The following is a 21,731-nucleotide window of genomic DNA, read 5'->3' on the forward strand; positions in this document are numbered from 1 at the left end:
AAGGCTTCAAGGGCGTGACGGGCACGATCAGCTTCGACGGCAAGGGCGACATCAAGAACGGCGCCCTGACCCTGTACACCTACAAGGGCGGTGCCCGCGAGCAGATCGCGGTCGTGCGCTAAGTCTCCCCGCCGGGGGAGTTGACCCGGCAAACTCACGCGGAAATGTTGGAGCCGCCACCGTTGGGGTCAGGTCTTGCCTGATGTCGCGGTGGCGGTTTTCATTGAAGCCTGCGCTCCCCCGCCATGGCCGGGGGCACTGCGGATCAGCGCCTGCGGCCATCAGCAGGCCAGGCTTGTGCCTCCTGCGATGCGGCATCAGCCGTGCGGCTGGCCCTGGCCACTTCCTCGAATGCCGGCAACAGATCCGCCCAGGTCCTGGCGTCAAAGCCCGGGGGGCAACGCAGGGCGGCCGGGCCCTGCAGGCGAGGCAGCCGACCGCGGCAGGCGATGACGATGGTATTGCTGCAGTCTTCATCGCTGATGACCAGCAGCTCGCCATCAAAGCTGCGCTCCAGACGCGCCAGGTGTAGGGCAAAGTCCACATGGGCCGTGTGCAGGTTCACCGACAGCAGGCCGCCTGGTTGGAGGGCGTCCCGGCAGTCGTCATAGAAGCGCTGGGAGCACAGGGCGGGTGGTTGGCCGTGATAGTCGAATCCGTCCACCAGCAGCACGTCCAGCTGATAGGGCGGGAAGCGAACGAAGTCCGCGCCGTCTCCCAGCAAGACCTTGAATCGAGCGTCGTCGTCAGGCACCTTGAACTCTCGGCGCAGCGCGAGCACGTGCGGATTGATCTCCAGCACCTTGATGCGGGTGGACGGCAGATGCCGGTGGCAGAACTTGGCGATGGAGCCCCCGCCCAGGCCGATCATGGCCAGGCTGGCGGGACGCGGCTTGAAGAGCAGGAAGCCCATCATCGTGCGCGTGTAGGCCAGGGCGAGGGCGTCGGGTGCCGTCAGGTCCATGGTGCTCTGGATCTCGTCCATGCAGAAGTGCAGGGACTTGCTGTCCAGGGTTTCTCGAACGTAGGGCCGGACGTGCTGGGTCTGGTCCGCGTCTTCAAGGGCAAGAAAGGAGTCGCTCATGGTCGGGGAGGGCATCAGGAGGCTGCACGAAGGTCCTGCCACAGCGGTGGAGCAGCGACGAGGATCAGTGCAAGTGCAAAAGGAAGGGTGGCCGCGAAGCCCAGGTGCTTGAAGGCCAAAGCCCCTGCCAATCCGCCGACGAAGAACACGCCCAGGATCAGCAGGTGGATGCCCAGCTTGTCGCGGTTGGCCTGCACGCGGTGGATCTCATTGCGCTCCCTGGAACGATTCCAGTAGAGCAGGCGGCCGAGTTCGATGCCGATGTCGGTTACCACGCCGGTCATGTGGGTCGTGCGGATCTCTGCCTGCGAGATCTTGGTCACCATGGCGTTCTGCAAGCCCATGATGAAGCACAGCAGCAGCACCGCCGTGGGCACGAGCAACTGCGGCAGGCCGTGGAGATGAGCGCCGACCAGACCGAAGCCCAGCAGCAGCAGGGCCTCCACCAGCAGCGGCAGCGCGTACTTGCCATGCAGCTGACGGCGGCGCGCCCAGTTGATCAGCAAGGCCGTGCACGCCGCCCCGCTGACAAAGGCGATCAACGAGGCCAGGGCTGCCAGAGCCAGCCGGAACTCGCCAATCGCCAGGTCATCTGCGACGCCGGAAATGATGCCGGTCATGTGCGAGGTATAGCGCTGCACGGCCAGAAAGCCGCCGGCATTCACTGCACCGGCCACGAAAGCCAGCAGCGCGCCCAGCTGGCGGTTGCTGGTGCGGGTGCGATGACGCGAGGTGAGTCGCTGCAGGTGCTGAAAGGCCATGAGAGTGCGATGTCCGGCATGGCCGGCGAAAACGCTAATCTAATGCGCCTTCAATGCGTGTGCAATTATAATGTGATTAACATAAGGAAGCTGCCATGGAAATGAAGACGGCGCGTCTCACGGTGCTGATCGACCCTGCCAAGAAGAAGGCCCTGGAGACCTTGTGCGCCAGCCAGGACGTGACGCCGTCGCAGGTGGTGCGCAAGCTGATCCGCGAATACCTGGCGGCGCACGGCGTGGATGTCGCGCCTGGTGGCGGGCAGCCAGTCACGGCGGCGATCGAGCACCGAGGCTGAGCCAGCGGCGCGGCAATCAGCTGGCGCAGTCGCAGCCGCCACAGCCGCTGCACCCCTTGGCCTGTTCGCCAGCGGGGTGGTCGACCAGCGCTTGCGCCTGGGAGGCCAGCCTGTCGAACAAGGCCCCTGCCTGGTCCGGTACGAAGCCCTCGTGGTAGACCTTCCTGACGCCCAAGCGCTGAAGCTGCACGTGCACGGTGGCCTTCACCTCGCGGCTGCGCAGGCAGGCCTGGACACAGGCGAGAGCACAGCCATCCAGGGCCATGATGGGCCTGCCCGTGGCCTGGGCCTCCTGTGCCTTGCGCACCAGGCTGGATACGCCGCCGCCTACGCCGGCGATGCAGCTCATTTCGGCCAAGCCGGCTCGGTCAAGCCTGATGGCGAGGTGGTTGGCCAACTGGGCAGCACTGGAGCAGCCAGAGCAGCTGTAGACCAGGGGCAGGTGATCGCGGTGGTGGGTCATGACGGGGCTGCAGCCTGATTTCAGAGGGCAAGAGCGTGCAGCATGGAGACGCCGGGCACTCTGCGCCATGTCAGAAGCGCGGTGATCAGGCGGCTGCCGGGCGCCGGATCCGCACCTGCAGGCCACCGGGGTTTGCTCAGAAGATCGAACGACCCGTCAGAGTGGTCAGCCACTCCAGTGCCGCCACGCCGGCCAGCGAGTTGCCGTTGGTGTCCAGTCCTGGCGACCAGACGCAGATGCCGCACAGATTGGGGATGAGGGCCACGATGCCTCCGCCCACGCCGCTCTTTGCAGGCAGGCCGACGCGGAAGGCGAAGTCGCCTGCTGCGTCGTAGGTGCCGCAGGTCAGCATCAGGGCATTGAGGCGCTTGGACAGGCTGGGCGTCAACAGGCGCTCGCCATTCCAAGGCAGTTCGCCGTGATTGGCCAGCAGCAGCATGGCGCGAGCCAGCTCGACGCAGCTCATCTCGATGGCGCAGTGGCTGCAGTAGGCATCCAGGATGCGATCGACCGGGTTCTGCAAGCGCCCGAAACTGCGCATGAAATGAGCCATCGCAGCGTTGCGATCACTGTGTTTGCGCTCGGACTGTGCGACCCGCAGGCTGTAGTCGACAGAGGGGCTGGCAGAGAGCCGTCTGAGCAAGTCGACCAGGGCTGTCTCGGGCTGGACATGGCGGGTGCACAGCACGTCGGTGACGGCCAGGGCGCCGGCATTGATGAAGGGATTGCGGGGCTTCCCGCCCTCGTGCTCCAGCTGCACCAGCGAGTTGAAGGGGGTGCCCGAGGGTTCGCGCCCCACGCGCTCCCACAGCGTGTCCCCCTCGTGCTGCAGCGCCATCAACAGCGCGAAAAGCTTGGAGATGCTCTGGATGGAAAACCGCTGGCGCGAGTGTCCGGTCTCCCAGACCCTGCCATCAATGCCCACGATGGCCATGCCGAACTGCTCGCGCGGCACACGAGCCAGCTCGGGGATGTAGCTGGCGACCTGGCCTTGGCTCAGCAGGGGCTGCGCCCGCGCGGCAATCTCCTGCAGGGCAGCGTCGAAATCAGGGCAGGGTGGGGCAGGGGTACGGCTCATGCGCGAATGCTAGCGTCGCTGCCGCGCATCGGACGCATGAGCAGCTGCAAAGCCGCGCGAAGCGGCTTCGTGAGCGGGCAATCGGCGCTTGCACCTGGCCGTGTCCCCAGGAAAGGTTCTGTCAATGCTGTCTAGGGGAATCTACGTGCGGGAAAGTTCGCTCATGACATCAGCATGACTGTTGGCAACATCGCCCTGCGAATCCAGGAGAGTGACCGCGATGGCCAAAAGCCTCACGGGACGCCGAAGGCGCAATCTCCCATACACGCTCAGGCCCCGTACTGGACTCGCATTCAGCCGACACTGGAGAGCGGATCACGCGGCCATCCTCATGGCCGGTGGCCCCACCGAAGGAGCAAGCAGGGCTCAGGCCTTCTGCGAATCTCTCAGGTACCAAGGACAGCGGGAGCGGCGAAGCAGGCACAGGCATTCCCGGGACGCTCGACCCGGCGCTGGTGCGGGCTTTGTGATGCAACCACCGATCCGGAGTGTCTGATATGTCGTCGGCAGTCCTCCTTGCGATTTGCCCGCACCTGGCGCCGCTGCCTCTGGCACGAGTCGCCCACGGCCCCGATGCCGTTCACGTCCAGCCTGTTCAGGGACCACCCCTAGGCCGTCACCACCACCGATGGCGTTGATGCCATCTCCACGCTCACCGCAACGTCGACTGGTGTGAGTCGCTTCGCCTGAAGCTCTTGCGCGCGGCTCAGTTCCGGCTCCATCGCCCGCAAGTCCCCTGTGCTGCTGATGGGCAGTGCAGCCGTGTGTCTGCGCGAGCAAACGCCCCATCGACGCGGCGGCAGCAGCAGTTCTTGATCTGCAATTCAAATAACACGCAAAGTAAGCGCCTCTTTTCGATGAGGCAGCTCCGCCAGGACGTCGAAATGCCGCCGCCACCTCAGGGGCGGATTTCCTCGAACCGCAGGGGCGGTGGTGCAGGCCGCCGGCCTTGCGGGATTTCATGCAGTACCCATCGCAACCGAAGGAGACATTCATGTTCAAGAAGAAAACATTGGTCCTGCCGGGCGCGCTGCTGTGCGCCATTGCCCTGGCGGCCCAGCCGGCGTCGGCGCTGCCCGCAGCGGGCGAGCGCGTCAACACCGCGCAACGGCAGTCCGACCGGAGTCAGGCCCTGATGGCCGCCCAGCGCGGCCTGGGGGAGTACCAGCAGCGCAAGCAGCAGTACTACGCTGGCCTGTCGCCCAGCCATATGGCACTGGACGTGTCCGACGTGCAGGAGCTGTCTCAAGCTCGCATCGGGCAGGGCTTCGAGATGCATACGGTCAGCCCACAGGAACTCGCTGCTGGCCGTACCGATCTCAGCGCCATGGCCACGCCTACGGGCAGCTGGCGTTTCGTCGTGCAGGTCGGCGACAAGCCGGTCGGCCTGGTGACCGTGCAAAAGACGGAAGGGCGCTGGCAGGCGGTGTCCTTCGGCGGTGCGGGCCTGGCCCGCGAGCTGGACGCATTGCGCCAGGTCCATGGCAATGCCGATGGCAGCAATCTGCGCTTCATCCGCGTCTATCAGGCGCAGTCCGATCTGCTGGAGGTCGTGTCGGGCAAGGACGGCAAGGCCCGCTATGCAACGCTGCAGTCCGCACGTGAGGCCTTGCTGCGCCATGGCCTGGCCCATGGACAGCCCGACGCGCATGCCGGCCTGCTGGAGGCGCCGCAGTTGCTGGAGCCATTGCGCACGGCCGTCGCCAAGAACATGGACGCGCTGCGCTGAGTCGCCGCAGCCTGACGCACATCCCCTAAAAAATCGAATGGAGATCGCATGAACGCGAATCTGAAGAAAACGCTCGCTGGCCTGGGCCTCAGTCTGCTCATGCCCCTGGCCTTTGCCCAGTACAAAGCGCTGAACGTTCCGCAGACCATCCAGGAGCACAGCCAGTGGTGCTGGTCGGCTTCAAGCAAGGCCATCATCAGCTATTACAAGACTCCGCCCAGCCAGTGCAGCATCGTCAACTGGGCCTTTGGCATCAACTATGCCTGCGGCAACAGAACCTTCAACTGGAGCAGCTATGCCAACCAGCCCAATGCGTTGTACGGTTCGGGCGGCAGCGCCCAGGGCGTGCTGGCCAACTGGGGCATAGGCAGCAATGCCTACGCCTATGCGTCCTCCTGGAATTCCGTCGTCTCTGACATCAACACCAACCGCCCCTTCATGATCCGCTTCGGCTGGACGTCCGGGGGCGGCCACATCATGGTCGGCACCGGCTATGAGGTCTGGAATGGCGGCTACTACGTGCTCTACATGAACCCGTGGCCAGGCGAAGGCAATTCCGAGGACAGCTACAACTGGATGGTCTCTGCCAGCGACCATGCCTGGACGCACACGCTGCGACTGCGCTGAAGCCTGTTGACTCCGCCGCAGCAAGAGGAGACGAGAGAGGGCTGCGGCGGAGTGCGAGCGCGTGCCGGTAGCGGGACGCGCTCGCATGGGCCTGGCTGGGGCCAGAGACCGGGCATGCCTGGGGCTTTCTGGTAGATTGCGCAGCGGGTGCCACGCCAGGGGGCGTGGCAGGTTGAGCGTAGGTCGGGCCGCCGCGCAGAGTTCACACGACCATGCAAGCTGATCACGCCGTTCCCTATCTTGCGCTCGCGCTCTTCGTGCTTGCCCTGGCGCACACCTTTGCTGCCAAGCAGTTCGAGCGGCTCTCCCATCGCTACCCAAGGCATGCCGGGCTTTTCCACCTGCTGGGCGAGGTCGAAGTGGTCTTCGGCTTCTGGGCCATCATCCTGATTCTCGCGATGGCGCTGCTGGAGAACGGGCACAGCGCCTTGCGCTACGCCGAGTCCCGCAACTACACCGAGCCACTGTTCGTCTTCGTGGTGATGGTGGTGGCAGCGTCGCGTCCTGTGCTGGACCTCGTGCAGCGCACCATCGCCCTCATATCGCGCCTGATACCGCTGCCTCGGCCCGTGTCCAGCACCTGGCTGGGACTGGCTGCGGTGCCGCTGCTCGGTTCGCTCATCACCGAGCCTGCCGCCATGACGATTGCCGCCTTGATGCTGGCGCCGCTGGTCTTCCGCGCGGACGTGCCCGAGCGGCCCAAATACTTCGCGCTCGGGGTGCTCTTCGTCAACGTGTCCATTGGCGGGACCTTGACGGCCTACGCCGCGCCGCCTGTCCTGATGGTGGCATCGACCTGGCAATGGGACAGCGCCTACATGCTGACCCATTTCGGCTGGAAGGCTGCCATCGCCGTGCTGCTGAACGCGAGCCTGGCGACCTGGGTGATACGCCGGCACCTGACCGGCCTGGACACGAAAGTCAGTGCCGAAGCCCCCGCCGTGCCGCTGGCCATCGCGCTGGTGCATGTGGGGCTGCTGGCGGGCGTTGTGCTGCTGGCCCACCATCCCGTGGCCTTCCTGGGCCTGTTCCTGATGTTCCTGGGCTTCAGCCAGGCCTACGAGCGCTATCAGAACCCGTTGATCCTGAAGGAGGCCCTCCTGGTGGCGTTCTTCCTTGCCGGACTGGTGGTGCTGGGAGGCATGCAGGCCTGGTGGCTTCAGCCCATCGTCTCCAGCCTGGAGCCGCTGGCGCTGTTCTTCGGCGCCATCGGTCTGACGGCCATCACCGACAATGCGGCGCTGACCTATCTGGGGTCGCTCATCGCCGGCATCTCTGTGGAGGCCAAGCATGCATTGGTCGCCGGTGCGGTAGCAGGGGGCGGGCTGACGGTGATTGCCAATGCGCCCAATCCCGCGGGCGTGGCGCTGCTCAAGCGTGGCTTTGCCGACGAGTCGGTCGGTGCCGCCGAGTTGCTGCTCGGCGCCCTGCTGCCGACGGCCCTGGCGGCTCTCGCCTTCCTGGCCCTTTGACGCGCAGCGACTGAGGTCAGGCCGATCCCGGCGGCCCAGGGGCGCTTCAGCAGCCCGGGACCTGGCTGTGGTGGAGGCCTGCTGCCTGGCCTCTTCAGCAATGCCTTTGCCTTGGATCAGCGGATTGCAGGACTCTGCTTGCGGTCGCTGCAGTGCAGCATCAACATGACACCCAAGTGTTGAAGCGTGTGGAGGCGCAAGTCATGGGCACCATTTCCAAAGAGCTGTTCCTTGATTCTCGGATCGGCGAGCTGGTCGAACTTCCGCGCTGCGGTACCGCCCTTGAGCTACCTTGGGTCTATGACGGGGTCGCCGAGGACATCTGTGCCTTGGAGAAGTCCGGCAAGGTGGAGGTGATTGCACGTCAGGTGCAGCAAGTCCAGGGGGAGCCATTGATCACGCATCTGGCATTCCGTCGTCTGCTCTGAGTGACGGCAGGAGGTTCGACCTCGGCTTGGCATGGCGGAAGGCAAGACGGTTGGCCTTGCCAGCCGTCGGTCAGTGTTCGAGGTGGTGCAGGTGGGCATGAGGCAGCACGACCTCTACTGACTGCCCCAGTGCGGGGGGCTCGTCGCCCAATTCCAGCCAGACCCTCAGCGGATGGCCATCGGCGGTGGTCCCGGTCAGCAGTTGGCGGGCAGAGTTGCGCGCCACATCAGTTACGCGCACGCTGACGCGCCAGTCCTGGCCCTGCTGGCCCTGCTGGCCGGCCCCGAGGCGGGATCGCGCCACCGGCACCGACCACCACCCGGTTTGCGGCCCGCCAGATCGCTGCATTGCGGGCATGAGGTTGAATGCGCCCAGGAACTTGGCGACTGCCGAGCTGGCCGGGCGTGTCCACAAGTCGGCAGGCGCAGCGCACTGTGCAATCTCACCATCGATCATGACTGCCACTCGGTCCGCCAGCTCATAGGCCTCGTCGCGGTCATGCGTCACGATGAGGCAGCTCTGCTGCAAGTCCCTCTGCAGTTGGCGGAAAGATCGTCTCAAGGGGGCACGGAAGTGCTCGTCCAGCGCAGAGAACGGTTCGTCCATCAAGAGGAGGGCCGGATGCCGTGCCAGGGCGCGGGCCAGGGCCACTCGCTGGCGCTGGCCTCCTGAGAGCTGTGCAGGGCGGTGCCCAGCCCAGTCACCCATGCCCACCATCTCCAACAAGGTCTGGGCCCGTTCTGCTGCGGCAGGCGGCGCCAGTCCATCTGCCAAGGGGCCGAACTCGACATTGCCTCGCACGGTGAGGTTGGGGAAGAGCGCGTAGTGCTGGAACACGAAGCCAAGGCCGCGCGCCTGCACAGGGAGTGCTGACAGATCGCGCCCCTCCAGGAGGATGCGGCCGCTGTCGATGGGGGCAAGGCCGGCGATGCAGCGCAGGAGGGTCGTCTTGCCGCAGCCGGAAGCGCCGAGCAGGGCAAGGACCTCGCCGCGTTGAAGGGACAGGTCCACCCCGCGCAGGACCTGGCGCGTTCCCAGGCGCACATGGGCCCCATGAAGACTCAGGAGCGGCGTGCGTTCCATGACATCAATCCTTGAACGAGTGTGGCAACGACGGCCACGAGAATGAAGCTGACAGCCACCAGCGCGGCCACTTGATGGCCATTGGTATTGCGCATGCTGTTCATCAAGGGCTGCAGCAGCTCCATCTGTGCGCCCAGCAGCAGATTCGCGATGGCGAACTCCATCGTGGCCATGACCCAGGTCAGCAGCCAGGCCGCCAGCAGCTGCGGCGCCAGAAGCGGCAGCGTAACCTGGCGCAGGAAGCGTGCATCGCTGGCACCGAGGGTGCGAGCGGCTTCCAGCAGCGGCCCCACGTCCAGCTGCGACCAGGCCACAGCAATGGCCTTGTGCACCACGGGCAGCAGCAGGGGCGTTGCGCACAGGACATAGACCGACCACAGCGGCGCACCGGCGGACCAGCCGCGCCCGATGTACACGTCCAGCGCTCCCACGGCGATCACGACGGCGGGGAGGGCGTAGGGCAGGAGGTCGAGCACGCTGAGCATCCGTGCCAGCCGGGGCGAGCCCACGAGGGCCCCCACGGCAGCTGCAGTGCCGGCTACCAAGGCCAGCGTTGCGCAGACGCATGCGAGCAGCAGTGTGCGCAGGATGGCGTCGACAGTGCGGGCGTCCCCCGCCAGCATGGCGAACCAGCGCAGCGTCAGGCCTTCCGGCCAGACGCTCCGGTCCCAGCGCTCACTGAAGCCATAGGCAAGGGTGGCGAGCCAGGGCAGCAGCAGCGTCAGCAACACCAGGGCCAGGTACAGGCGGCCCAGCGCAAGGCCCCGCTGCTTCATTGCTGCCTCCCGCCATCAAGCCCCCGCCGGGCGGCGCGGCTGGCCCATCGCCCGAGTCCGAGGACCCCCAGCAGCAGGAGCAGCAGCATCAGCGACAGTTGTTGTGGCAGGTTTGGGTCCTCGAAGATGTCGCCGCTGACCGCCGCTGCGATGCGGACTGCGAGCACGTTGGCCGAGGTCCCGCTCAGAGCGAATGGCGTGGCATAGGCGGCTGCCGCATTGGCGAACAGGAGGCTGGCCGCCTCGATCAGGCTGGGCGCGAGCACGGGCAGCCCGACGCGCCACCAGAAGCGCACCGGGCCGGCGCCCAGCGTCCAGGCCGCCTCCTCGATGTGCATGTCAAGCTGCGCGACCGGTGCGGTGACCATCATCATGGCCAAGGGCAGCTGGAACAGCAGATACGCCAGCATCAGGCCGGATCGTCCATACAGGTCCAGTGGCGGCTCAAGCCCCATCGGCCGAAGAAGGCCGGGCAGCCATCCCTGCGATCCGAGCAGCAGGATGAGGGCACTGGCCAGGGGAACGCCCGCGAAGTTGGCGCCCAGACTTCCCATGAGATTCATGAGTCGGCGCCAGCCTTTCTGGTGCCGCAGCGCGATGGCCGCCAGCGTGCCAAGGCTCAGTCCCAATGCAGTGGACATCCCCGACATCCAGGCGGTGTCGAGCAGTGCATCAAGGTAGTAGCGTTCACTGAAAGGGCTGCCTGCCGGCCACTGGCCCTGGCGAAGCACCTCCAGCAGGAAGTCGCCGGTCCGCACAGCAAAGGGGAGCAGCACCCCCAGCAACAGCAGGCCCAGCGCAGGCGCTGCCAGCAGCCAGGCGATGGCCGCACCACGTCGGTTCAGTGACGCTTGCATGTCAATCGCCAAGGCCCAGCCGGTTCAGCACGAAGCGGGGCACCTCGGGCTGAGACTGGGGCCATCCGGGTGGCGTCAGCGCCTCTTCTGAAGGCAGCGGTACCCAAAGGAGAGGCACCAGGCGCTCCACATCCAGCGGCCCCCCGTGCATGCGATCGCTGTTCATGCCGTGATCACTGCAGAGCAGCAGCTCATACCCGGCGGCCTGCCAGCGCGGCAACCACAGGGACAGCAGGTGATCCAGGCGCCGTGCCGCCAGCGCATAGCCGGCCGTGTCGGCGCCATGCACATGGCCGGCATGGTCAGGCCCCATCGGATGCAGGAACAGCAGATCCGGGGCATGCTGGCGGAGCAGCTCGTCGGCGTCTGCGAAGAGATGGGAGTCCGGATAGTCATCCTCCCAGTACCAGCGAGCGGCCTGCACGGAGGCTGGGGCCGGTCGTGCTGCCCGGTCGGTCAGGGGATCGAAAGTTCGGCCGGACAACAACTCGAAGAACCAGTGGTAGGCGGCCATGCAGGCGGTGCGCCCACTGCCATCCAGGGCGTCAAACACCGTTCGCTCCAGGCGGCGCCCGGCCTGCTGGTTGCTCAGGATGCCGTGCACAAGCGGAATCTGCCCCTGGATCAAGGTCGCGTACAGCGGCCGGGACAGGCTGGGAAGCTCGCTTCGGAGCGTCGAGGCCACCGCCCGGCCTTGCTCGAGGAGGGCCGCCAGATAGCCCATGTACTGGCGGGCACTGTCATCGCGCAAGCCGTCCGCCAGGAGCCAGACCAACTTTCTGCGTTCGTTCACCGGGCGCTTCCCATGACGTCGCGCTGCCAGCTGCGGCCCAGTTTCTTGACTTCCTCGGTCCACAGTGTCGGCCGCACGGCACGGGCCTTGGCGTACTGCCTGCCGTCGAGGAGCAGTCCCTGCAGCTCAACGGGCAGCTTCAGGGCCTCGATCCGGATCGGGCGTGCGTGGCCGCGTGCCAGATTGAGCTGGCCTGCATCGCTGAGGATGAACTCCCGCGCAAGCCGGGCGGCTTGTGGGTGGGGTGCGTTCTTGTTGATCAGGGTCGTGTAGCCGCTGGTAATGGACCCGTCCGCAGGGATCAACACCTCGTAGTCCGCCTTGTTGGGCAGCTTGGCGCGGAAGGAGAGAGCATTGAAGTCCCACAGCAGGAAGACATCGGCCTCGGCGCGCTCCATCAGCGCCGGAGACGGGTTGACCAGCAGCAGGTCCCTGCGCTGTGCAAGGGTGGAAAAGGCCTGAAGGGCCGGCTGGAGCTTCTGCTCGTCACCGCCCAGCGCCACTGCCGCGGCCAGGACGGCTGCATTGGCTTGGGAAGCGCGGCCGACTTCGCCGATCATGACGCGGTACTTGCCTTTGAAGAGCTCCGCCCAGCTGCGGGGAATGGCACTGACCTTGCGGGTGTTCACCGCGAAGGCAATGGTGCCGGTGTAGGCCAGCACCCAGTGCCCCTCCGGATCCTTCGCCCATTCGGGAATCTGCTGCCATGTGCTGGGCTTGAAGGGCGCGGTGATGCCACGGGCCTTGGCAATGGCGCCGAACTCGAAGCCCACGTCACCGAGGTCCACCGTGGCCTGCGAGCGTTCGGCTTCGATCTTGGCGATCTGCTCCGCACTGCTCATGTCTGTATCGACGTGCTGCAGGCCATGCTGGCGTGCCAGGTCTTGCCAGGTCTGGCGCCAGTTCGCCCAATCGTCAGGCATGCCGACCGTCTGAAGCCGCCCCTCATGCGGGTAGGGCTGCTGGGCCGGGCCGCTGGCAACAGCGAAGGTCGCAGCACTGAGCATGCCCATCATCATCAGAGTCCTGAACGCCGTCCCCAGCGTGCAGGCGAGGGGCCAAGGCGTCATGGCGGTATCGGTAGTGCTCAGTTTCATGGTCGGCGCTCCTTCTTGAGCTGCAACTCGGCCAGCGGCACTTGCTGGCGCAGGCGCACACGGCCCTGGATGTCGCAGATGCTGAACTCCAGCAGCGGCTGGTCGAGGTCCCAGCGCAGATCCAGCAAGCCGAAGTTTTCGGCCGCCAGGACTTCAGAGCGCCGACGCTGGTTGGGTGTAGGGACATCCCAGACTTCCGTCAGACCCGAAGAGGTGGCGTCCCACAAGGGGTATAGATCCGGCTCGTCGCGGCAGCTGATGTCGCCGTAGTGCATGTCGCCGCTGATGAAGACGGTGCCCTCCGCTCGCTTGTCGCGCAGGAGCTTCACCAGCCGCTGCTGCTCGCGGGGGAAGTTGGCCCAGCCTTCCCAGCCCGTGCCTTGCGCAGCGAACTGGATGCTCGAGGCAATGATGCGCACGTCGGCAGGCTGCTCCAGCGTCTGCGCCAGCCAGGCCCATTGCTCCTCCCCGAGCAGGGTCGCGGCGGGATCCGTCTCGGGCTGGTACCAGCCCGCCATGGGCTGGCCGGACATCCGGGCCTTCATGACGAGCGCAGCGTAGCTCTGCTTCTGCGTCTGGTCGGCATGCAGCGGGCTTCGGTTGAAGCGCAGGTCGGGCAGGATGATCTGGACCCGACGAGCCCCCACCTGGACATGGTGGGCGTCATAGATGCCGCTGCGACGACGACGCGGTGAATCGGGTGCCTCGCCCCAGGCATCGCAGAACAGCTGCTGCGAGAGCCGTTTCAGCGGGTAGTCGCCGCCGGCGTCGTCGGTGCCGTAGTCATGGTCATCCCAGATCGCGAGGTGAGGAACGTCGCGACGGAAGGCCTGCAGCGGCTCCACGGCGGCGAACTCACGATAGCGCAGGCGCAGGGTGGCTTCGTCCTGGGCATCGCCATAGAAGTTGTCGCCCAGAAAGATGAACAAGTCCGGGCGGCTCTTGCGGATCGATTGCCAGATGGGTTGGGGCTTGGACTGCTGGGCGCAGGAGCCGAAGGCGATGCGCAGGCGCTGGCGTTCACCTGCAGCCGGCGGCCCCTCAGCAGGGCCGGTGAGGGATGGAGCGTCGAGGGCTGAGACTGAGCCTGCGGAAGCGGCAGCCACGGCGGAGGCCGCGAGCCAGCGTCGGCGGGAAGGATTGGCAGGAATGGAGGGCATGGCCAAGGGCTTCGGGCAAAGGGTGTGGCGCGCCCAGGTTCATCCTGGGCGCCACTGCCAACGCGGGTCAGAGCTTGGCCGAGAAGCTGACGAAGAACTGGCGCGGGGCGCCGGTCAGCAGGGTCTGGCCCGTTCCCTTGGGATCGTCGTTGGTGAAGCCGTTGCTGCCCACCGTCGAGATGTACTTCTTGTCCGTCAGGTTGCTCACGCCGACGGTGAAAGTGCCTTCCGACACGAAGCCCAGGGACTTGCTGCGATAGCCGGCGCTCAGGTTCAGCAATGTGCGACCGTCGACGCTGCCGTCATTGAGGTAGGTGTAGTAGCGCTTGGACATGTAGTCGAGGCCGAGGCTGCCGAACAGCGCACCGCTGTCGTAGCCGAGGATGGACTTGAACATGGTGTCGGGCGCATCGACCACATGCTTGCCCTTGGTGGCGACCACGATGTCCTTGTTGTTCGCGTCCTTGCTCACCACGTCATCGCGGTAGGTGGACTTGCTCAGGCTCACGCTGTTGTACCAGCTGAAGCCCGGCGCCAGGCGGAAGGAGAGGGCGGCCTCCAGTCCTTGCGTACGGACGCCGCCCACATTGGACAGCACCGTCGGGTTGCCTTGGATGCCAGCGCCCTGCGTGACGCCGAGCAGGCGGTCCTTGAAGTTGACCACGTAGGCCGTGACGTTGCCCTCGTAGAGACGACCCTGCGTGCGCCAGCCGGCTTCGAAGTTGTCAGAGGTCTCAGGCTTGAGCGAACCCTTGATGGCCGCGAAGCCTGCGTCCGTCGTGGCGTAGGGCGTGGTGCCGGTGGCGGCTCCCTGGTAGACGCGCATGTTGCGGGATGCGCCGACGAACAGTTCGTCTTCCTTGCTGAGTTGGAGATTCAGGCCGGCCTGGGGCAGGAAGCCCTTGCTGGCGGTGATGCTGCCGCTGGGCTTGCCCGTGCCGACTTCCAGCTGACCATCGATGCGGGCACGCAGCGACTTGAACCCGGCGCCCAGGGTGAGGTCACGGCTCAGCGCCACGGTGTCGGACAGGGAGAACTGGTCGGTCTTGGTGCTGAAGGCGTACTGCCACTGGGTCAGGAAGGGATTGCTGGGGAAGTCGTAGGGGCTGGGAACCTGGGTGGGGGACACCGCATAGAAGCGTCGCGACTGGTCGAAGTCATTGTTCTCGTGCCAGAGCGACGCCTTGATCTGGTGTGCGCCGAAGTCGAAGTCGAGCACGGAGACGACGCCCTGTCGACGGATTGCATATTCGGTCGTGCGCAGCGCAAGCGGCGTGCCGTCCGGTGAGGCGGTGTAGGGCGTGTACCAGAGGCCACGGCCATCGTTGCGATGCCAGTAGCCCGTGGTCTTCAGGCGCGCATGCTCGGACAGCTTGGCGTCGAGGGTGACACCACCCAGCGTGTCGTCACGCAGGCCAGCGCCTGCGTAGTAGGCATCGTCACAGGTGGCATCGTAGGTGCTGCCGGCATTGCCGCAGTGAGTCGTTGATGCTTTCAGTGCGGCCTGGATGTCAGGGTAGAAGTTGTCCCAGTTGTAGCCCAGGCGATTGACCATCTCCAGGGACACGTCCTGGTAGTCGATCTCCCGACGCTTGGAGGTGTTGACGAAGGCCGTCAGCTGATGCTCGCCCAACTGCTTGGCGTACTTGAGGTTCCACTGCTCCTGGCGCTGTTCGCCCGAGCCCTTCCACTTGTCGGCGTTCTGGCGCGTGTAGCTGACGTAGAACTCGCCGATCTGCGAGCTGCCCGTGTCCAGGCGCAGGAAGGTGCGACGGTTGCTGCTGCTACCCAGGGTCTGCGCGGCCTGGAAGCCGAACTTCTCCAGAGGCATGCTGGAGTAGAACTGCAGCGTGCCTCCGAGGTTGCTGGAGGAAGCCGTTTCCAAGGCGCCGGAGCCCTGCGACAGGTAGGCTCGAGCGACGTTCTCGCTGGAGATGGCGCGGCTGATGTGCAGGCCGTTGAGGTTGCCGTAGCTCATATCGCCCAGCGGCACATCGTCGAGCGTGAAACCCAGCTGGTTCTGGGAAAACGCGCGCAAGGTGAAGCGGGTGGACCATTCATAGTTGCCCAGGGGGTCTGCCGACTGGAAGTTCACGCCAGGGAGGCGAGACACCGTCGCCAGGGGACTCAGGCCGGCCACCGCGCCCTCGAAGTCGGCCTTGGTCAGGCCCTGGACTGAACGCAGTTGCCCCCGGCCGATGTTGATCGTTACGCGATCTAGCTCTTGGGTCTCCGAGGTGCTTGCAGACTGTGCATGAGCACTGTGGGCGGCAAAACCGGCCAGCAAAGCGGCAGCCAGAAGGGTGGGGGCAGGCAGATGTCGCATGGTATGTATTGCTGTGTTGATGTTGCAGGCCGGCGGTGCCGGGAGCGCCTGCGCAATGTCACAAAAATCCACGACAAATCAACGACAGGCCCAAGTATTTGGGGCAACTCCCTGGATGTGCGACTCAATTCCACAACTTCACAGAAATTTCCAAGACGCGTCACACACGGGCCAAGCGGAAGTCTTGCAATGCCTGGACCTTTGCCAATCAGCGAACAAGCAACCATGTGGACCCCGGACAGACACAAGCGCATCCTGACCCTGCTTCAACAGCAGCAGCAGGTCAGCACAGAGGAACTGGCGCAGGACATGGGCGTTTCCAGGGAGACCATCAGGAGAGATTTGATCGAGTTGGAGCAGGGAGGGCGCCTGTCCCGAATCCATGGTGGCGCAGTGAACAGCCATGGGCGCTTCTCGCCGGAGCCCAGCTACTCGGAGCGCGCCCATTCGCATCAAGCCGAGAAGTTGAGAATAGGCCAGTTGGCGGCGAGCCTGATGCGCAGTGGGCAGAGCTGCTTTATCGACGCAGGGTCCACGACGCTGGCCCTGGCTCAGCACCTGATCCGGCTGGATCACATCCGGGTGGTGACCAACGCCGTGGAGGTGGCATCCACCTTGCGGCGCAACGCCAGCATCGACGTCATGCTGCTGGGAGGTCGTTTCGAGAGCGACGTGCCGGCCACGTACGGCGAGCAGACCATTGAGGAGATCGCGCGGCATCGGGTCGACTTCGCCTTTGTCTCACCCGTTGCCGTCGACCCCCGACTAGGTGCGATGGACTACGCCTGGCATGAGGCGGCGGTAGCCAGAGCCATGCTCCAGCATGCCCAGTCCAAGGTCCTGCTCGCACACATCGCCAAGCTGGGGCAGGCAAGCCGTGTGCAGGTGTGCGCGCTGAGCCTGGTCGATGTGCTCGTCTGCGACCAGCCGCTGCCGGACACCTTGCGCCAGTCGCTGATGCAGGCGGGCATCAGCGAGATCCAGCACCCGTGAGCAGCGTTCAGGCTCACCCCGACGCAGCCACACCCGGTGTCAAGCCCGTCCAGCGCTTGAACGAGCGCCTGAAGTTGCTGCGGTCGTTGAAACCCAGTTCGCCGGCAACGGCCTCGCTGCTGCGCCCTTGCAGCAGCATGAGGTACAGGGCGACATGGCTGCGCGCCTGGTCCAGTTGGGCCTGGTAGTGGCTGCCGTGCTGGGCCAGCCGCCGCTTGAGCGTCGCGGGGCTGACACCGAAGGCCTGGGCCGCCTGATCGAGGGACGGGGCCTCGCGATAGCGTGGCAGCAGCCAGTCATAGAGCGCGGCCAGCAGTCCTCGCCCCGATGCGGTCGGGTCTGCCTGCTGTGCCAGCGCAGCCGCTGCCAGATTGGGCACCACGGCGCGAGGCCAGGCCTGCGACAGCAGTTCCGCAGGCAGCCGCATGGCATCGAACTGGCAGCCGAAGCTGAGCTCGGCCCCCAGGAAGACCGCATGCTGCGACAGGTCCCGAGGCCGGGTGCGGTTGAAGCAGAAGCGCCAGGGAAGGGCTGTTCCGCCCTGCCATTGGCACAGGGACTTCAGCGCGCTCATGTGCATGTCGACCACGAAGGCTCGCTGAGCTGCGCTGACGCCGCAGGACTCGGTCCACAGCAGCAGCACTTCGTCACCATGGCGCAGCAGCCGCGGAGTCAGCAAGGGAGACAGGCGGCCGGCATAGCGGCACAACAGGGAGAGGGCCTCGCCCAGCGTGGAGGCCTGCAGCAGCGCATGGCTGGCCAGGCCACCCTGGCCGGGCAGGCTCAGTTGGCCCAGCACAAAGGGGGTGTCGGACGCTGGCAGCAGCAACTGCACCGCGGCCAGCAAGGCCAGGAGTTGCTGCGGACTGATCAGCGCACCGCGCGTCAGCCTGCAATGGCTCAGCAGGCACTCCGGATCAACCTCCCGGCTGCGCGCAAATTCCAGCACGCAGGCCGCCTGCTGCTCCCAAGGCAGGCAGCGGGTGCCCAGCTCAAAGACCGGCGCACCAGGCGGCGCGCACAGCTCCCGGCTGAGCGTGGGCATCATGCCAGCCTCCGGGCCAGGGCTAGGAGCTGCTCGTCGGCTGGCTGCTGCGCCTGCATCAGGGCCCAGGCACTGCGTGCCGCCAACTGCAGGCGAAGGCCCGCCCGCGTATGGTGCCCCAGGTGGTTCAGTGCCGCCTGCAGCTGCAGCGCCAGCCCCTGCGCGGAGGCAGCCTCAGTCCCGGGCAGCAGCACACAGAAGCGGTCAGCCGCATAGCGGCACAGCAGTGCATCAGGCGGCAGGTTCAGCAGCAGCAGGTGGCTGGCGGCCTGCAGCAGGCGGTCAGCCTCTGACAGACCGTGCTCACGGGCGACCCTCTCGAAGTCCTGAAAGCCCAGCATCACCAGCGCGGCCGTGCGTTGCATGCGCTGCTCCAGGCTGACCTGCGCCGCCATGTAGCCTGCATCACCCAGTTGCGTGATGCCGTCCAGGCTGCGGTGCTCGCGAAAGAGCCGCTCACGGCGCAGCAGCTGTTCCGTCATCACGCGATGCTCCTCCCGCCAGTGGTGCAGGCCCAGCGTCACGAGCAACATGCCCAGGGGCACCAGGCAGGACTCTAGCCAGTTGTCCCAGAGCACGGCCTTGGGCAGCAGCATGAACTCGTCCAGCGCATCCACCCATTCGCCCAGCAGCATGGCGGCAAGCCCCAGGCACAGGAGGTCGGTCACCCGCCCTGCGGGCCGGCTGGCCCGCAGCTGCATCAGCCATACCCCCGCCATCACCACCATGCCGCCTTCGCCCACGATGTCCATCCAGTTCCAGCGCGTCAGCGGCCTGGCGATGGATTCGTCCTGGAAAAGATAGAGGATCAGCGCCATCGCCAGCAGAACGAGGCGGCCGAAGCCGGTCAGTCCCAGGACGGGCGCCAAGGCCGGGAGCGGAGACGATGCAAACCGGCGGTGCATAAAGCGAACGTTCATGGGGGCGCCATGCTAGGAAAGCTTTGTGACAGTGGCCGATGCGAGCAAGGGTGGGGGTCGGATCGGCTCAGGTCGGCAGCCTGGGCTGCGCTCATCGGTCGGTGTCACGCGACTGCCATCTCGGTTCGGGACAGTGCGCCCCCATTGCCCGCCGGGCGCCAACCCAGTCGAACCACCCATGAAGCCGTCCTGCCGACCCACTTGCTGCCGCCTCAGCCTCCTGAGCCTGGGCCTTGCCGCCGCCTTCGGGGCCCAGGCCTCCGGGACGCCCGCCACGCTGGATGCCGTCACCGTGACCGGCCAGGCCGCCAGCATGCGCAAGGCTCTGGCCGCCCAGGAAAAGGCCAACCATGTGCTGAGCGTGATCAGCGCCGACGACATCGGCGCGCTGCCCGACAAGAATGCGGCCGAAGCGCTGGCACGCATGCCGGGCGTTTCCTTGCAGCGTGACCAAGGGGAGGGCCGCTACGTGGTGATCCGCGGCCTGGGGCCAGACCTGAACTCGGTCTCGATCAACGGCTCGCTGGTGCCTTCACCCGAGTCTGGCCGCCGCGGCGTGGCACTGGACACGCTGCCCGCCGGTATGGTGCGCTCCCTTGAGGTCAGCAAGACCCTGGCACCGGACCAGGATGCTGACTCCATGGGCGGCAGCATTGCCGTCAAGACCTTGTCAGCCTTCGATCTGCCGCAGTCCATCCTCAATCTCGGGCTTGGTGTCACGCATGACCAACTGAGTTCCCGGAGCGATGCCAACGCCAACCTGCTGTGGGCCCGCCGATTCGGTGAATCGCGGCGCCTGGGCCTTGCCGTGGGACTGAGCACGGAGAAGCGCCGCTTTGGCTCCGACGACGTGGAGACTGGCGGTGCCTGGACGGAAGGACGCCTCAGCGGCTTCGAGTTGCGCGACTACCTCCCCGTGCGTGAGCGCAAGGCCTTTTCGGTCAACCTGGACTACCGTCCGCAGGAAGGCGAGAGCTACTACCTGCGTGCCTTCGCCAGCCGCTTCAGCGACGACGAGGTCCGCGACCGCCTGACCCTGGGCAATGTGGCGAGCAGCGCAGCCACACCGGGGGGCTTGTTCGCCGAGGGTCAGGTCGTGACTGCCCGTGCGGAACGCCGCTTGCGCCAGCGCAAGTACACGCAGGGGATCAGCGCTTTCAGTGTCGGCACCGAGCACCAGATGGAGGACTGGACCCTGCAGGCCTCTGCCGGCCTGGGCCGCGCCAGCGAAGACACGCCGGAGTCGATCAACGACGCGCGTTTCCGCCAGAACAACGTCGCGGGCGTGTCCTTCACTGACAGCCAGCGGCCGCTGCTGGCGGGCCCGGCGGCGCTCTACAACACGGCGTCCTACGCGCTCAACGGCATCACGCTGCAGGCGCGCTGGAGTGCAGACAAGGAAAGCCACGCCAAGCTCGACCTCGAACGGCGGCTGACCCTGGCGGGACAAGCCGCGTCGATCAAGTTCGGTCTCAAGCAGAGCCAGCGCGACAAGCGCAACGACACCGAGCAATGGGCCTACACCAGCAGCAGTGCCAGCAGCCCGAACCACTGGGGCGCCGGTCCCACGACGCTCGCCGCCTTCGCTTCCGAGCAGGAGCTGGACTTTCCGTACGGGCGCATTGGCAAAGCCATTGATCCCCAGCGGGTTCGCACCCGTGTAGCCGAGCTGGCTCGCGACCCGGCTCGGTTGGCACGCGAATCTGCACTGAACGACTACCACATGAGCGAGGACGTCACCGCAGGCTACCTGCAGTTCAGCCACGAGCTCAACGACCGCCTCCAGCTGCTGGGAGGCCTGCGGCGAGAGGAAACCCGCTTCGAAGCGCGCGGTCACCAGGTCAGCATCAGCAACGTGCTCAGCGAACGCAACAGCGAGCGCCGCTATGGACATTGGCTGCCAGGCCTGCATGCCCGCTATGAGGTCGACGCAAGGACTTCAGTGCGCGGCGCCTGGTGGAATTCCGTGGTCCGTGCCAACTTCGGCCAGTTGGCCCCTGGCATCAGCCTGGCCAGCGCGACGGAGGCCAGCATCGGCAATCCGGACTTGAACCCGCTGCGTTCCCGCAACCTGGATCTCGGCGTCGAACGGATCCTGGGCAACGAAGGGGTGTTGTCGGCCTACCTGTTTGACAAGGCGATTCGTGACTTCACCTACACCACCAACCTCGCAGGCAGTGGTGCCTGGGCCTCCTACACGACGGCCACCAGCTTTGCCAATGGCGACACGGCCCGGGTGCGTGGCATCGAATTGGCCTACAGCCAGCCCTTGCGCATGCTGCCGGGCGTGTTGTCCGGCCTGATCGTCGGCATCAACGCCACCTTCTCCGCCTCGCGGGCCGAAGTGGCACGTTTTGACAAGAAGGCAGGGGGACCGCTGTCCCGGACCATCCGCCTGCCGGGGCAGTCCAATGCCGTGTTCAACCTGATGCTGGGTTACGAGGCGGGCCCCCTGAGCGCTCGCCTTGCGCTGAACCAGAAGTCCAATTACCTGATGGAGCTGGGCGCCGACATCCTGAACGCGGCCCAGGACCGCTATGTCGACCGCCAGCGGCAACTGGACCTGTCCGCCTCATGGCAGTTCGATCGCCGCTGGTCGGTTGTCGCCGAGGCGCTCAACCTGAACCGCGAGCGCTACTACGTCTACCAGGGCAGCAAGCCCTTCAACGTGCAGAACGAGCACTATGGCCGCACCTTCAAACTGTCGGTCAAGGCCTCGCTGTTCTGAAGAGGAGGATGAGA

At 65.9% G+C, this 21,731-nt stretch carries 20 protein-coding genes, 1 pseudogene and 1 riboswitch; of the genes and pseudogenes, 8 read left to right on the forward strand and 13 right to left on the reverse strand.

What is annotated here, in order from left to right:
• Nucleotides 1–122 (forward strand): annotated as a pseudogene (locus tag ACS5PK_RS21785) (branched-chain amino acid ABC transporter substrate-binding protein); the annotation flags it as partial.
• Nucleotides 123–265: 143 nt separating this feature from the next.
• Here ACS5PK_RS21785 and ACS5PK_RS21790 read toward each other — a convergent pair.
• On the reverse strand, nt 266–1,099 hold the full coding sequence (locus tag ACS5PK_RS21790; RefSeq protein WP_439442371.1) for a transferase: 834 nt from the start codon (nt 1,097–1,099) through the stop codon (nt 266–268).
• Nucleotides 1,099–1,845, reverse strand: a complete 747-nt coding sequence (locus tag ACS5PK_RS21795) for a YoaK family protein (protein ID WP_439442372.1) — start codon at nt 1,843–1,845, stop codon at nt 1,099–1,101. The genes ACS5PK_RS21790 and ACS5PK_RS21795 overlap by 1 nt, the downstream gene beginning before the upstream one ends.
• A 95-nt stretch (nt 1,846–1,940) precedes the next feature.
• On the opposite strand from ACS5PK_RS21795, the gene ACS5PK_RS21800 reads away from it, so the two are divergent.
• Nucleotides 1,941–2,141, forward strand: a complete 201-nt coding sequence (locus ACS5PK_RS21800) for a CopG family transcriptional regulator (protein WP_439442373.1) — start codon at nt 1,941–1,943, stop codon at nt 2,139–2,141.
• A 16-nt stretch (nt 2,142–2,157) separates the two neighbouring features.
• Here ACS5PK_RS21800 and ACS5PK_RS21805 read toward each other — a convergent pair whose 3' ends face one another.
• Together ACS5PK_RS21805 and ACS5PK_RS21810 are read right to left on the reverse strand one after the other, a co-directional pair.
• Nucleotides 2,158–2,604: a putative zinc-binding protein gene (locus ACS5PK_RS21805; RefSeq protein ID WP_439442374.1), complete on the reverse strand. Its 447-nt coding sequence runs from the start codon at nt 2,602–2,604 to the stop codon at nt 2,158–2,160.
• Nucleotides 2,605–2,740: 136 nt separating this feature from the next.
• Complete coding sequence (locus ACS5PK_RS21810) at nt 2,741–3,682, reverse strand: glutaminase (protein WP_439442375.1); 942 nt, start codon at nt 3,680–3,682, stop codon at nt 2,741–2,743.
• A 293-nt stretch (nt 3,683–3,975) separates the two neighbouring features.
• Nucleotides 3,976–4,095: riboswitch (glycine riboswitch) on the forward strand.
• 581 nt (nt 4,096–4,676) lie between these two features.
• Here ACS5PK_RS21810 and ACS5PK_RS21815 point away from each other — a divergent pair.
• The 4 genes from ACS5PK_RS21815 to ACS5PK_RS21830 all read left to right on the forward strand — a co-directional run bounded on the left by ACS5PK_RS21815 (nt 4,677) and on the right by ACS5PK_RS21830 (nt 7,938).
• Nucleotides 4,677–5,411, forward strand: coding sequence for a hypothetical protein (locus ACS5PK_RS21815; RefSeq protein WP_439442376.1), 735 nt, complete (start codon nt 4,677–4,679; stop codon nt 5,409–5,411).
• Between the two features lie 48 nt (nt 5,412–5,459).
• The gene (locus ACS5PK_RS21820; RefSeq protein ID WP_439442377.1) at nt 5,460–6,038 is read left to right on the forward strand and encodes a C39 family peptidase; all 579 of its coding nucleotides are present in this window, start codon (nt 5,460–5,462) and stop codon (nt 6,036–6,038) included.
• A gap of 212 nt (nt 6,039–6,250) precedes the next feature.
• Nucleotides 6,251–7,510 carry a putative Na+/H+ antiporter gene (locus ACS5PK_RS21825; protein ID WP_439442378.1) on the forward strand — a complete coding sequence of 420 codons (1,260 nt, stop codon included), beginning with the start codon at nt 6,251–6,253 and terminating at the stop codon, nt 7,508–7,510.
• Between the two features lie 203 nt (nt 7,511–7,713).
• Nucleotides 7,714–7,938 carry a hypothetical protein gene (locus tag ACS5PK_RS21830; protein ID WP_439442379.1) on the forward strand — a complete coding sequence of 75 codons (225 nt, stop codon included), beginning with the start codon at nt 7,714–7,716 and terminating at the stop codon, nt 7,936–7,938.
• Nucleotides 7,939–8,008: 70 nt separating this feature from the next.
• Here ACS5PK_RS21830 and ACS5PK_RS21835 read toward each other — a convergent pair whose 3' ends face one another.
• The 7 genes from ACS5PK_RS21835 to ACS5PK_RS21865 form a co-directional block, all read right to left on the reverse strand.
• On the reverse strand, nt 8,009–9,022 hold the full coding sequence (locus tag ACS5PK_RS21835; protein WP_439442380.1) for an ABC transporter ATP-binding protein: 1,014 nt from the start codon (nt 9,020–9,022) through the stop codon (nt 8,009–8,011).
• A complete protein-coding gene (locus ACS5PK_RS21840; RefSeq protein ID WP_439442381.1) occupies nt 9,001–9,798 on the reverse strand; it encodes an ABC transporter permease in 798 nt (265 codons plus the stop codon). Before ACS5PK_RS21840 ends, ACS5PK_RS21835 begins: the two co-directional genes overlap by 22 nt.
• Entirely contained in the window at nt 9,795–10,583 is a 789-nt protein-coding gene (locus tag ACS5PK_RS21845) for a hypothetical protein (RefSeq protein WP_439442382.1), read from the reverse strand. Before ACS5PK_RS21845 ends, ACS5PK_RS21840 begins: the two co-directional genes overlap by 4 nt.
• 73 nt (nt 10,584–10,656) lie before the next feature.
• Nucleotides 10,657–11,448, reverse strand: a complete 792-nt coding sequence (locus ACS5PK_RS21850) for an alkaline phosphatase family protein (protein ID WP_439442383.1) — start codon at nt 11,446–11,448, stop codon at nt 10,657–10,659.
• On the reverse strand, nt 11,445–12,545 hold the full coding sequence (locus ACS5PK_RS21855) for an extracellular solute-binding protein (RefSeq protein WP_439442384.1): 1,101 nt from the start codon (nt 12,543–12,545) through the stop codon (nt 11,445–11,447). The genes ACS5PK_RS21850 and ACS5PK_RS21855 overlap by 4 nt, the downstream gene beginning before the upstream one ends.
• Nucleotides 12,542–13,705 (reverse strand): alkaline phosphatase D family protein, encoded by a 1,164-nt coding sequence (locus tag ACS5PK_RS21860; RefSeq protein ID WP_439442385.1) that lies wholly within the window; start codon nt 13,703–13,705, stop codon nt 12,542–12,544. Before ACS5PK_RS21860 ends, ACS5PK_RS21855 begins: the two co-directional genes overlap by 4 nt.
• 67 nt (nt 13,706–13,772) lie before the next feature.
• Nucleotides 13,773–16,031: a TonB-dependent receptor gene (locus ACS5PK_RS21865; protein WP_439442386.1), complete on the reverse strand. Its 2,259-nt coding sequence runs from the start codon at nt 16,029–16,031 to the stop codon at nt 13,773–13,775.
• A 225-nt stretch (nt 16,032–16,256) separates the two neighbouring features.
• Between ACS5PK_RS21865 and ACS5PK_RS21870 the strand changes: the two genes are divergently transcribed.
• Nucleotides 16,257–17,024: a DeoR/GlpR family DNA-binding transcription regulator gene (locus tag ACS5PK_RS21870; protein WP_439442387.1), complete on the forward strand. Its 768-nt coding sequence runs from the start codon at nt 16,257–16,259 to the stop codon at nt 17,022–17,024.
• Nucleotides 17,025–17,037: 13 nt separating this feature from the next.
• Here the strand turns inward: ACS5PK_RS21870 and ACS5PK_RS21875 are convergent, their stop codons facing one another.
• Nucleotides 17,038–18,072, reverse strand: a complete 1,035-nt coding sequence (locus tag ACS5PK_RS21875) for an AraC family transcriptional regulator ligand-binding domain-containing protein (protein ID WP_439442388.1) — start codon at nt 18,070–18,072, stop codon at nt 17,038–17,040.
• The gene (locus ACS5PK_RS21880; protein WP_439442389.1) at nt 18,069–18,989 is read right to left on the reverse strand and encodes a GGDEF domain-containing protein; all 921 of its coding nucleotides are present in this window, start codon (nt 18,987–18,989) and stop codon (nt 18,069–18,071) included. The genes ACS5PK_RS21875 and ACS5PK_RS21880 overlap by 4 nt, the downstream gene beginning before the upstream one ends.
• Nucleotides 18,990–19,167: 178 nt before the next feature.
• Between ACS5PK_RS21880 and ACS5PK_RS21885 the strand changes: the two genes are divergently transcribed.
• A complete protein-coding gene (locus ACS5PK_RS21885; RefSeq protein WP_439442390.1) occupies nt 19,168–21,717 on the forward strand; it encodes a TonB-dependent receptor in 2,550 nt (849 codons plus the stop codon).
• Nucleotides 21,718–21,731 lie beyond the last annotated feature (14 nt).

It is taken from the genome of Roseateles sp. DB2, from assembly GCF_051857535.1.
Classification (GTDB): domain Bacteria; phylum Pseudomonadota; class Gammaproteobacteria; order Burkholderiales; family Burkholderiaceae_C; genus Roseateles_B.